The sequence below is a fragment of the Bacillus sp. 05T21 genome (assembly GCF_056396785.1).
In genome coordinates this window covers 684,009-695,903 of sequence record NZ_JBFTMD010000002.1, presented here as the reverse complement: position 1 = coordinate 695,903, position 11,895 = coordinate 684,009, and the positions used below count along the sequence as shown (strand labels likewise).

The 11,895-nt window shown below is 36.2% G+C and carries 8 protein-coding genes; 6 read left to right on the top strand and 2 right to left on the bottom strand.

Annotation, left to right across the window (positions count from 1 at the left end; genetic code table 11):
* Positions 1-216 precede the first annotated feature (216 nt).
* Positions 217-375: a hypothetical protein gene (locus AC1DKZ_RS08580; protein WP_002087303.1), complete on the top strand. Its 159-nt coding sequence runs from the start codon at positions 217-219 to the stop codon at positions 373-375.
* A 120-nt stretch (positions 376-495) separates the two neighbouring features.
* On the opposite strand, the gene blaIII is transcribed toward AC1DKZ_RS08580, so the two are convergent.
* Positions 496-1,443 carry a class A beta-lactamase BlaIII gene (blaIII, locus tag AC1DKZ_RS08575; protein WP_002016516.1) on the bottom strand — a complete coding sequence of 316 codons (948 nt, stop codon included), beginning with the start codon at positions 1,441-1,443 and terminating at the stop codon, positions 496-498.
* Positions 1,444-1,979: 536 nt separating this feature from the next.
* The gene (locus tag AC1DKZ_RS08570) at positions 1,980-3,302 is read right to left on the bottom strand and encodes an MFS transporter (protein ID WP_105585704.1); all 1,323 of its coding nucleotides are present in this window, start codon (positions 3,300-3,302) and stop codon (positions 1,980-1,982) included.
* A 224-nt stretch (positions 3,303-3,526) separates the two neighbouring features.
* Here AC1DKZ_RS08570 and AC1DKZ_RS08565 point away from each other — a divergent pair, with 224 nt between their 5' ends.
* The 5 genes from AC1DKZ_RS08565 to AC1DKZ_RS08545 all read left to right on the top strand — a co-directional run bounded on the left by AC1DKZ_RS08565 (position 3,527) and on the right by AC1DKZ_RS08545 (position 11,832).
* Positions 3,527-5,116 (top strand): ATP-binding protein, encoded by a 1,590-nt coding sequence (locus tag AC1DKZ_RS08565; protein WP_476995987.1) that lies wholly within the window; start codon positions 3,527-3,529, stop codon positions 5,114-5,116.
* A gap of 19 nt (positions 5,117-5,135) precedes the next feature.
* Positions 5,136-5,813, top strand: a complete 678-nt coding sequence (locus tag AC1DKZ_RS08560; RefSeq protein WP_476995986.1) for a response regulator — start codon at positions 5,136-5,138, stop codon at positions 5,811-5,813.
* On the top strand, positions 5,810-6,784 hold the full coding sequence (locus AC1DKZ_RS08555) for a tripartite tricarboxylate transporter substrate binding protein (RefSeq protein WP_476995985.1): 975 nt from the start codon (positions 5,810-5,812) through the stop codon (positions 6,782-6,784). Before AC1DKZ_RS08560 ends, AC1DKZ_RS08555 begins: the two co-directional genes overlap by 4 nt.
* Positions 6,785-6,872: 88 nt before the next feature.
* Entirely contained in the window at positions 6,873-9,413 is a 2,541-nt protein-coding gene (locus tag AC1DKZ_RS08550; protein WP_476995984.1) for an MrcB family domain-containing protein, read from the top strand.
* Positions 9,388-11,832, top strand: a complete 2,445-nt coding sequence (locus tag AC1DKZ_RS08545) for a DUF2357 domain-containing protein (protein ID WP_476995993.1) — start codon at positions 9,388-9,390, stop codon at positions 11,830-11,832. Before AC1DKZ_RS08550 ends, AC1DKZ_RS08545 begins: the two co-directional genes overlap by 26 nt.
* The last annotated feature ends 63 nt before the right edge of the window (positions 11,833-11,895 follow it).

The following is an 11,895-nucleotide window of genomic DNA, read 5'->3' as shown; positions in this document are numbered from 1 at the left end:
CATATTCCATATGAACAAAATGAATTACAGCAAACTCTAGAAAAGTACGATTCGAAGAAATTTGAGTTATAAAAAGAAAATAGATAAATATAGTGAAAATAGATAAATTGACAAGAGAAAAGCACTTTGTGTATATCACAGGTGCTTTTCATTTTGATATAGGGCTTGAATTAAATTTTTGCACTAAAATATATACGGCAAAAAGGGGGGAGTTCATTGCACAAAGTTATTTATGGAATATTAATTTTAATTTATACTTTGTATTCATTTTTTGTAAGTGATGGAAGTGAAGTAAGGTTTATTATGGTGTTAACTATAGTACTTATCTTTTCTGTAGTTTTAGAAAAAGGAAATGCAAACAAAACGACTGATTAAAGGTCTTTTTGTTTGCATTTTTTAGTTGGCTATTAAAGTCCAGATGTTTTAGGGACACTATCAAATTTTTATTTGATGAAAACACCCGCCTAAAATAGAAAACTTTTAACCTATTATCATTTATTCCGTAGCTTTTAAGGTATTTAACACGACTTTGGTTGCGTCTGCAATAAGTTTATCATCGTATTTAGCATCTTCTTTATCATGATTAGAAAGTATAGCAAGAACAATCGGCTTTTTATTTGGTGGCCAAATAATTGCGATATCATTTCTTGTTCCGTAAGATCCCGCGCCTGTTTTATCAGCTACTTCCCAGCCTTTTGGTACGCCCGCACGAATCAATTTATCTCCAGTTGTATTTCTCTTCATCCAATCTACTAATAGTTCACGTTTTTCTATTGGAAGTGCAGTTCCTAATGTAAATGATTGAAGTGTCTTAGCTATCGCTTCTGGTGTACTGGTATCGTGTGTTTCTCCTGGATGCACTTCATTTAATTCAGGTTCAAATCGTTCTGAAGTAGTAACAGTATCTCCCATTTCTCTCAAGATTTTTTCAAATTCAGAGGGGCCCCCTAACTGTTTAAGAATCAAATTATGTGCTGTGCTGTCACTATATCGAACAGAAGCATCTGCAAGTTCTTTTAAAGTCATTCCTGTATCAACATGCTTTTCAGTAATTGGATTATAATTAGAAAGATCTTCATGAGTATACGTAATCCTTTGATCAAGAGCTTCTAATGAGTTCTTGCGTAAAAGAGCGCCCACAGCTAATGATTTGGATGTAGATGCAAATGCAAAACGATCATCTGAATGATAAGCAACAGTTTGATTTGTACCTGTGTCCAGTGCATAAATACCAAGCTTAGCATCATATTCTTTTTCAAGTTTAGCGAAAGATTGATTACCTGTATTTTCTTGTTTAATTTGATTAGCTTGATTCGTTTGTTTAGGTGGTTCAGATTGAGTGTTACTATTGGAACAACCTATAAGTGATACACATGAAAGTAATACTACAGGCACAATCTTTTTGTAATGTAAAATGTTAAAGAACTTGTTTAAAACGAACATAAATTTTCAACCTCTTTCAAGAATATATGGATTTTGTCTAGGTATTCTAAATACCAATGCAATTAAAGATGGCATAGGGTAACAATACTACTGCAGCTAAAATTTCACAGGTTAAAGGACATCCAAAACGTTTATATGATTGATAAGTCACGGTTTGGGCTGTTTCTTTTTTGTTTCCACTTGTAATGGTTCACCTGTGAAAGTATTACAATACATATTTTTTACTTTTGGGAATAATAAGTCCTTTCTTTTTTTTGTAATACATAAAAATAGATGTCAAACGGGATATGTTGTATCCAATCTGGACAACTAATGTTAGAAATACACTTATTAGACACTCTAAGTAATAAATTTGTTCCACTTTAAGATGAGGAAGAATTTGGGGTTTGTAAAATAACAATGGAACTACGTGTTTTTTCGTCATACAAAAACCTCTACATATAAGTAGAGGTTTTTAAATTGTATATTAATGAATTATGCTTTTTTAGATAAAGCAAATCGAGTTCAGTTAAACGAAGAACATAGAATACATAATTTTAACTAGATTTATTATTAGCTAGTTTATCCCCGCCACCAAGCTCCGCCTCAATCTGCGAAGTCTTCGATGACTCATCCATACGCCAATACGTAATAAAGCTTATCGCGATACATCCAGCTACGTAGAAGTAAAATAGTGATTCCATTCCGATACTTTTTAGCCATAATGCGATGAACTCGGCTGTTCCGCCAAATATTGCAACTGTTAGTGCATATGGTAAACCTACGCCAAGTGCGCGAATTTCAGTTGGAAAGAGTTCGGCTTTTACAATCGCGTTAATGGAAGTGTAACCAGTAACGATAATGAGGCCGACCATCATGAGTAAAAATGCTACCATTGGTTCTGTCGTTTTTTCCATAAAGAAGAAGATTGGTGCTGTTAGTAACGTTCCGAGAATACCGAAAGCCATTAATAGTGGGCGGCGTCCAATTTTATCGGATAGTAGCCCTGCAATTGGTTGAAGTACGACGAATATAAGTAGTGCGACAAAGTTAATCCAGCTTACAACTTCTTTCGGGAGACCGACTGTGTTTACCATGAACTTTTGTAAATATGTTGTGTACGTATAGAATGCGACAGTGCCTCCTAGTGTTAGACCGACTACTGTTAATACTGCTTTCGGATGTTTCATAAGAGCGCGAACGGTTCCTGCGTTTTCGCGGTTTTTAGATTCCATTTTTGAGAACTGCTCCGATTCATCCATTGTGCGGCGAAGCCATAATACAGCTACTGCTCCCATCGCACCAATAATGAATGGAATACGCCATCCCCAAGCTTTCATATCTGGTTCGCTTAGTAATTGCTGAAGAACAATTTGAACACCTAACGCAACCATCTGTCCAGCAACGAGCGTTACATATTGAAAACTTGAATAAAAACCACGGCGTCCACTACTAGCCATCTCAGATAAATATGTTGCGGAAGTTCCATACTCTCCGCCAAGTGATAACCCTTGAAGTAAACGAGCAAGAACTAAAATAATTGGCGCCATAATACCGATGCTTTCGTAACTAGGTGTACAGGCGATAATTAAAGAACCACCGGCCATAACTGTAATAGAAAGCGTTAATGCTGCCCGGCGGCCGTGTCGATCTGCATAACGTCCCATTAATAAACTTCCGATAGGGCGCATTAAAAATCCAACTGCGAAAATAGCGGCTGTGTTCAGTAATTGGCTCGTTGGATCGCCTTTAGGAAAGAACTCTGCTGAAAAATAAACAGCAAAAGCAGAGTAAACGTACCAGTCGTACCATTCAATTAAATTGCCGACGGAACCTTTAAAGATATTGCCGGCGACTCGGTTAGATTTTGCTTGAGCCATAATAATTCCTCCTCTTGCTTAGTAATAAAAGGTATGTATGAAAGCGTGTTCATCGTAGTTGAATTGTACTGTCTATAGAATGGAATCTCAATATTATGACAATTTTATTCTTTTTGTACTTTATGTACATGGAGAGTTTTAATAGTTGCTTCATTTTCAGTTTTGTCATAATAATAGAAAAAGGAGATTGATAGTTTTGAATATTTTATCAAAGGATATGAAGCATGAAGAAATCAAGTAAAGTATCATTGCAAACGAAAATAGTAAGCTTAATTATTACGTTAATTTTATTTGTTGTTCTTCTATTAGCGGGAATATTTGTTTACATTCAGTCCGTTGATACGAAGCGCCAAGTAGAACAGTTAGCTCTGCAAACGGCTAAATCTTTGTCTTTTATGCCAGCTATAAAAGATGCTTTTCAATACAACGAGCATAAAAGTACTATTCAATCTATTGCGGAACAAGTTCGTGAGCAAGCTGGTGCAGATTATGTAATTATAGAAGATCGTTATGGCGTTATGTATTCACATTCTAATTCGGAGTTGATTGGTACAAAGAGTAACAATCCATATAACTATGAAGCACTCACTTTTGGTGGCTATTATACACTCGAAGGAAATGGTGAAAGTGGTCCGGCTTTAATGGCGAAGGCACCCATTATTGTTCATAACGGAGACTACGATCAAGTCGTAGGCGTTGTGACAGTAGAGTTTTTAATAAAGGGTATTGAATCTAACATACTGAGCAGAACGAAAGAAATTATCCTCTTTTCCTTAGCGGTATTATTAGCCGGCATTGTTGGCGGCATTCTTTTAGCACGTAGCATTCGTAAAGATACACTCGGTTTAGAACCGAATGAAATTGCGGCGCTATACCGGGAACGAAGTGCGATACTACTATCCATAAAAGAAGGGATTATCGCTATTGATCAAAATGGTTTTATTACAATGATGAACACGTCGGCAGAAGAAATGTTGCATGTAAGTGATGACTATATGCAGCAGCACATTTCAAAAGTTTTGCCGGAATTTAATATGGAAAGAGTGCTAGAAAACGACCAAGAAATCGCGTTTCAAGATAAAGTGTTTATTTTAAATAGGACACCGATACTCGAAAATAACAGTACGGTAGGCGTTGTATGTAGTTTTAGAGATAAAACAGAACTGCAAAATCTAGTGAATACAATATCTGAAGTAAGAAAGTATTCAGAGGACTTACGCGCCCAAACACATGAATTTACAAATAAGCTTTTCGTCTTATCAGGATTACTTCAGTTAGGACATTACAAAGAAGCGATTGAATTTATCCAACAAGAATCGAACATTCATCAAAGCCAAAACCATATTTTATTCCATCAAATTCATGATGCGAAAGTACAAGCTATTTTATTAGGAAAAATCGGAACAGCATCTGAGAAGAAAATTGATTTTCATATTGAAGGAGATAGTGCGCTTCAACCGTTACCAGAACATATAAAAGTTTCGCACCTTATTACGATCCTTGGAAACATAATCGACAATGCGTTTGATGCGGTGAGTGGACAAGAGGAAAAGAGTGTTTCCTTCTTTGTTACGGATATTGGACACGATATTGTGTTTGAAGTGATAGATAGTGGAGCAGGGATACCGGCAGAAAAAATCACGACCATTTTTCAAAAAGGGTTTTCAACGAAAGGAAATGATCGTGGTTACGGGCTAGCAAACGTGAAAGAAATGGTAGATCTACTACAGGGAACAATTGAAATTCAAAACGAGAAAAATGGGGGAGCTATTTTTACAATTTACCTTCCGAAAACATTGAGAGAAAGTACATGACAAACAGGGGGATGGACATATGTTGAAGGTTGCAATTGCAGAAGATGATTTCCGCGTCGCGCAAATTCAAGAGGAGTTTTTATCAAAAATAAAGGACGTAAAAGTGATCGGAAAAGCATTGAACGCAAAAGAAACGATGGAACTACTACAAAAGGAAGAAATCGATTTACTTCTATTAGATAATTATTTACCAGATGGAATTGGTACAGACTTATTGCCGAAAATCCATGCTGACTTTCCAAACGTTGACGTCATTATGGTTACAGCGGCGAATGAAAACCATATGTTAGAAAAGGCAATTCGAAACGGTGTAAGCAACTACCTTATAAAACCGGTCACGTTAGATAAATTTGTTCGAATAATTGAAGACTATAAAAGAAAGAAGCAACTGTTACATAGTAACAATGAAGTAAATCAAGCACTAATCGATAATTTTTTCGGCACTTCGCAAATACAAGACATGAAAAACTTACCGACAGGTGTTGATCCACTAACACTGCAAAAAGTGAAAGGAATTATAAAAGGATTCGAAGAGGGAATTACAATAGAAGAAATGGGAGAACAAATGGGGGCCTCCAGAACAACCGCAAGAAGATATTTAGAATACTTAGTAGCGACAAACGAATGCACAGTAGAGTACACATACGGCATTATCGGACGACCAGAACGAAAATATCGCATAGGACGAGGGCTATGAAAAAACGATTATTACTATGTATATGGATCATGACAGGAGTAATAGCTGGTTGTTCCGTAGAAAAAACGCACAAGAATAAAGTGAGCATAGAAGAAGTTGAAATTGTTGCGCCAAACGTTCAAGGAGCAGGATGGGACTTAACAGCACGGGCGATGCAAAAAACACTAACAGAAGAAAAAATCTTCACAAAACCAATCACTGTCACAAACAAAGTAGGTGGCAGTGGTGACGTCGGATGGAAATATACGAAACAAAAAGGCGGTCACGTACTGGCGATTAACTCAAGCTTACTCATAACGAACAACCTACTAGGCCACAGTAAACTAACATATAAAGACTTCACACCGCTCGCAACATTAGCGTCGGACTGGGAAGTCGTTGTCGTATCAAAAGAATCAAACATAGAAACTGCAAAACAACTAATGGAACAACTAAAACAAGACAAGAAAAACTTCAAAATCGGCGTTGCCCCAGGCCTAGGAAACGACGATCACCTATCATTCGTACAAGTAAGCAAAGCATTCGGCATAAATCCTGCCGAACTACAATTCTTCGTCTACGAAAACAAAGAAAAAATCATAAACGCCCTAATGAACAAACAAATAGGCGCCGCAACAATGACCCTATCCGAAGCCGAAAAACAATACAAAGCCGGCAAAATAAAAATACTAGCCGTATCCGCACCAAAACGGCTAGACCGACTACCAGAAATCCCAACGTGGAAAGAACAAGGAATCGACGTTGTCTTCCAGCACTGGAAAGGAATTATGGGTCCGAAAGATATGACGGAGGAAGAGGTTGCTTATTGGGATAGTATTATTAAGCGGATGGTGGAGAGTGATAGTTGGAAGGGGATTTTGAGGGAGCGGGGTTGGAATTCTTTTTATAAGAATAGTGGAGAGAGTAGGATATTTCTTGAGGAGAGTAGTCAGGAGTATGGGAAGCTAGTGGCGAATAATAGAAATTATTAAATCATACGGTATGGCGTATGATTTTTCTTTTATACATAGTTTGGTAAAATAGTAGTAATTGTAATTTATTGTAACGGTGGGGATGAAAATGTTAGAGCAACTCATAATTAAATTGGCTAAATCAACGAAGCAGGTTGAAGATATAAAAGGTAATAAACCTTATTTGGTTATAAACAAGGATGATGAAGGATTATACGTTGAAACTAAACTTTCACTTGAGCAATATGAAAAGGGCGAGACAGCAATATCTTATTTTAAAGTGAGTTTTGAAATTCTTAAGAATGCTTGGGAAAAACTTATTGATGTTCGTAAGGTAAAGCATGAGGATTTTGGGCAAGCGGGAGAATGTAATGCTTTCTTGGTAGCTTTTTTTTCTCAGTTTCCATTTGTGAATGTGACTGGATCGCGAGCTATTACATTTAAAGAATTCCAAACCGATAACCTACCAAGCGAAAAATACGATAAAGTCATGCTCTTTTTAGAAGAGATAATGAATGGTACATATAATCCAAGTACGTTACGTGAACAAACGGATGAAAATTTATATAGAGTGAAATCTAATGCGCGCCAAGATTTAAGATTGTTGGGCTTTTTCAATGAATCGCATGAAATGAATAAGCTTCTATTAAATGAATATGTTCAATCGGAAGATAAAAAGGTCTACATTGTTAAGTTAGTTTTAAAGCAGGAATATTTCCGACATGCTTTATTTGTTCTTGGATTGTTTGAGATGTATTCAAAAGATGAAAAGAAAGAAGCTCTAGTTGATTTGGGAATGACGATTGTCCGAAATGCATTAGGGGATAATTTGATGGTTGAATCAGTGGCGAAGAGGCGAACAAATAACTTACTGGATTGGCTGGAACAAGTAGGGCTAATTAATGATGAATGGATTCCTGTTGAACGATATGTAAAAGATGATGTAGAAAAGGGCGGTAGTATGAACAGTAATTTACGTGAAAAGTTTTTAACGGTAATGAATGAGTATTTACAGGCAAGGACAGAAAGATTTGCGGGCCATAAAATGGGATCGGTTGTTAGGAATGAGATGACAACGGAAATAACGAGGTTACCATTTATTGATCATAATCAGTATGTTGTCACAGGATCAATTGGACAAGGAAACTGGGCTGCTGTTCCATGGCTTGCAATTATGAATAAAGATATTACGACATCTACGCAGCGAGGATATTATATCGTTTATTTATTTAGTGAAGATATGGAGCGATTATATTTAACGTTGGCACAAGGTGTGACGGAAACGTCTAAAGAAGAGATGCAAAAGATTAAAGAAGAGATTCGTGAACAAATACATATGTCCCCAAAGGTAAAAAAAGATGATGAGATTTTTCTAGGAACAAGTCCAAAAGCGAAAGGATATGCGAATTCAACAGCGGCTTATATTGCGTACGATGCTAATAAAATGCCAAGTGAAAAAGAGTTAGTAGAAGATCTAGAAGAAATGCTTCGTTATTATGAGGGATTTATTGCTTACAAAGAGGAAGGGACGAAATATGAAATGATTTATGAGAGGAAAGAAGTGTATTTAGATCAACAATCCATTATCGATCATGTGTCTTCTTATATTCAAAGTAAAGGTTTCTTTTATGAGAAAAAGGATCTTATTAATTTCTTCCTTTCATTAAAGACGAAGCCGTTTGTGATTTTATCAGGTATTTCAGGTACAGGGAAAACGAAAATTGTTCAGTGGTTTGCGGAGAGCTTAGGAGCAACGGAAGAGAATGGACAATTTACGCTTATTCCGGTTCGACCTGATTGGAGTGATAGTTCTGATTTGCTTGGGTATGTGAACCTTCAAGGGGAGTTTCAAGAAAGACCGTTAATTAAGGTTCTTGAAAATGCAGATGCAAATCCAAACAGACCTTATTTTGTAGTGTTGGATGAAATGAATTTAGCTCGAGTGGAATACTACTTTAGTGATTTTTTAAGTGTAATTGAAAGTCGTAAATGGAAAGATGGAAAAATTGTTACGTCACCAGTACTTCCAGAATCAATTACGAATAAGCATCTTACGATTCCATCAAATGTATATATTATTGGAACTGTAAATATGGATGAAACGACACATCCGTTAAGTAAAAAAGTATTAGATCGTGCGAATACAATTGAATTTAATACCGTTAACTTAGATTATTTTAATTTTTTAATGGATATAGAAGAGAAAGAGGCTGAAATTGTTTCTAATGGCTCTTTAGAAACGAAGTATCTTCATTTAAAAGAATGTTTTAAAGAAAACGAAGATCTTGTGAGAAACATATCAAATATTCTAATAGAAATAAATAAAACCCTTGAATCAGTTGGAGCCCAAGTTGGATATCGTATACGAGATGAAATTTGCTTCTATATGGCATACAACGAAAAAGGAAAGTTATTGTCATTCGATGAAGCACTTGATTATCAAATATATCAAAAGATTTTACCGCGTCTTGCAGGTAGTGATGGAAGAACAGAAGAGGTATTAAAGCAGTTGTATGTATTATGTGCAAATGAAGAATATGATAGCGGCAATAATGATGCTTCATATGCTAAGTATCATCGATCAGCTAACAAGCTCTCTCATATGTTAAGGAGGTTCGAGTATGATGGTTTCACCTCTTTCTGGATCTAATAATGAGATAGAGCTAGTTAAGATTGAAACAGAGGAGCTATCATTGACGATTAAAGGAAATCCTTATCATGAAAAATATGAGAGTTTAAAAGAATATCACACTATGAACGCAGATGAGATGATGTATTTTCATGTAGAGGGGAAGGCAGAATCTGTTTCTGTATTTGATGCGAGATTGCAGAGGCTAGACGAATGGAACGAACACCCGCCAATCTTTTTTGAGAATAGAAGTTATCAGCTTGTTGTTGTTCCGAAAAATAATAGGCAGTTTTCTTTTTATCATGAACATCCGGGTTTTCGAAAACAAGTTAGTTCTATTCAAATGGGGTCACTTCATGTGTTAATGGGGAATCTTTCATTTCCGAATGAAGTAGGAAATACAACGTTTGAAATTAAAGATGATAAAGATACTTTATTAACTGTTACATTTGAAGTTTTCCCGGCAAAGCTTGATTATAAGGATGATTACAGAGCTTTATTAGATGAGGTAAATGATGAAATTTATAATTTAGCGTTTCATTTACTAAAGAGAACTTACTTAGGAGCATCTGTAATTTACGCTACAAATCCATCGAAGAGTGAATTTTATCGTATTTTAAATGATTCCTTTGAGCGATTTATGAAGTCGATCTCTCACATTAAAAGACAACCGCATCATACGCTTATGACTAGGCATCAACTAGTACGAGGAGAAAAAATTCGTAAATTGGATTCTGTCGGAATGAACTATTTGCGAAAACGACCACACTTGTTGCAAGGTGAAAACGGTATACCAACTAAAGGTATTACAGCTTATAAGGAAGTGTCTTATGATACGCTGGAAAATCGATTTGTTAAATGGATGATTCAAAGAGTCGTACATAAAATAGATGATTTACTTAAGGCATTAGAGCAAAGATCTAGATTTGGGCGTGATGTAATTGATGAGGATTTGCTAGAACGTGTAAAGAATATGAAGTATCGAATGAAAAATGAATTGAACGATCCATTTTGGAGAGGAATTGGAAAATTAGATCGCTCAGTTTTTTCACTCGTTATTCAAATGGCGGCAGGCTATAGAGATGCGTATCAAATCTTCTTAATGCTATCGCGTGGTTTAACATTACGAGGACAAATTTTCAAAATGTCGGTAAAAGATGTTGCTAGGTTATATGAATACTGGACATATTTAAAACTCGGACAAATTCTATCGAAAAAGTATATACCGCTCCATCAAGATGTTATTCAAGTTAAGCAAGATGGTTTATATGTAACGCTAGATGAAAGTAAAACTGCGAAAAGAACGTTCAAACATCCGGACACAGATGAAGTAATCGAACTTTACTTCCAGAAAAGAAATGGCGGACTACCAACAGTTACACAAAAGCCAGATACGATGCTCGCTATTGAGAAAAAGGGAAAAAGCTATCAATATCAATACATTTTTGATGCGAAATATCGAATTGATTTTGCTGAAAAAACTCATTACAAAAGGAAGTATGGTACGCCTGGTCCGATGGAAGAAGACATTAACACAATGCACCGTTACAGAGATGCACTAGTAGTAGAACAAGAAGGACCATTTGAACGAACAGCTTACGGAGCGTACGTACTATTCCCGTGGAACCAAGAGGAAGCATATGAGAATCATCCATTTTATAAAAGTATTGAAAAAGTAAATATCGGCGGCTTCCCGTTCTTACCAAACGCAACAAGACTAGTCGAACAATTTTTAGATCACCTTATTGAAAAGAGCCCAGAAGAAATTATAAGAGAAGGTATTCTTCCAAGAGGAACAAAAGAAGAATGGCACTCCTCATTAGAAGAACAAGTATTAGTGGGCAGCGTGAAAACTGAAAGTGACTATGAAACATATAGAAAAAATGGCTTATATCAGCTACCGGTCACACAACTAAAACCAGGATGGCAAGAGGCGAAGTACATAGCATTATATGCACCGAAAAAATGGCACGGAGAAAAAGGTGGCATTCAATACGTAGCGAAAATCAAACACATTCAAATGCAACAAAACGATGACTATGTACATTTCGAACTAGAGCCATGGAAAAAACTAGACCACCTCATCTGCCCAGTAGGATACGGCATTCAAACATACACAATAACAACTATGTCGTTATTAAAAGAAGTACAAGAACTCCCGGAACTCTTCATGAAATCAAAGGAAGAACGAATTCTTTGGAAAACACTACGCCGTTTTACGAAGCAGGTTAAAGTTGAGTTGGATCATCGCAATTTAGATGAGGCTTCTGCTATTAAGAGTTATTATGTGCAGGATGTTCAGATTTGGGTTGATTATGAGAATGGGGTTGTTATGGTGGGGAGAGATGGGCGAGTTAAGGAAGTTCCTTTGGAGTTGGTTGTTGGTAGGAGTTCGGTGTTGTTTAGGGAGGTTTTAGAAGTGCTAAATGTTAAGGAATAGCACTTAGATACAAAGGTGATTAAGTCATGGATAAAGGCCAAATTTATTTTTGCATGGAACTAA

Excerpts from the sequence above, each read along its gene's own strand:
- blaIII (WP_002016516.1), bottom strand. The coding sequence starts at position 1,443 with ATGTTCGTTTTAAACAAGTTCTTTAACATTTTACATTACAAAAAGATT.
- AC1DKZ_RS08570 (WP_105585704.1), bottom strand. The coding sequence starts at position 3,302 with ATGGCTCAAGCAAAATCTAACCGAGTCGCCGGCAATATCTTTAAAGGT.
- AC1DKZ_RS08565 (WP_476995987.1), top strand. The coding sequence starts at position 3,527 with ATGAAGAAATCAAGTAAAGTATCATTGCAAACGAAAATAGTAAGCTTA.
- AC1DKZ_RS08560 (WP_476995986.1), top strand. The coding sequence starts at position 5,136 with ATGTTGAAGGTTGCAATTGCAGAAGATGATTTCCGCGTCGCGCAAATT.
- AC1DKZ_RS08555 (WP_476995985.1), top strand. The coding sequence starts at position 5,810 with ATGAAAAAACGATTATTACTATGTATATGGATCATGACAGGAGTAATA.
- AC1DKZ_RS08550 (WP_476995984.1), top strand. The coding sequence starts at position 6,873 with ATGTTAGAGCAACTCATAATTAAATTGGCTAAATCAACGAAGCAGGTT.
- AC1DKZ_RS08545 (WP_476995993.1), top strand. The coding sequence starts at position 9,388 with ATGGTTTCACCTCTTTCTGGATCTAATAATGAGATAGAGCTAGTTAAG.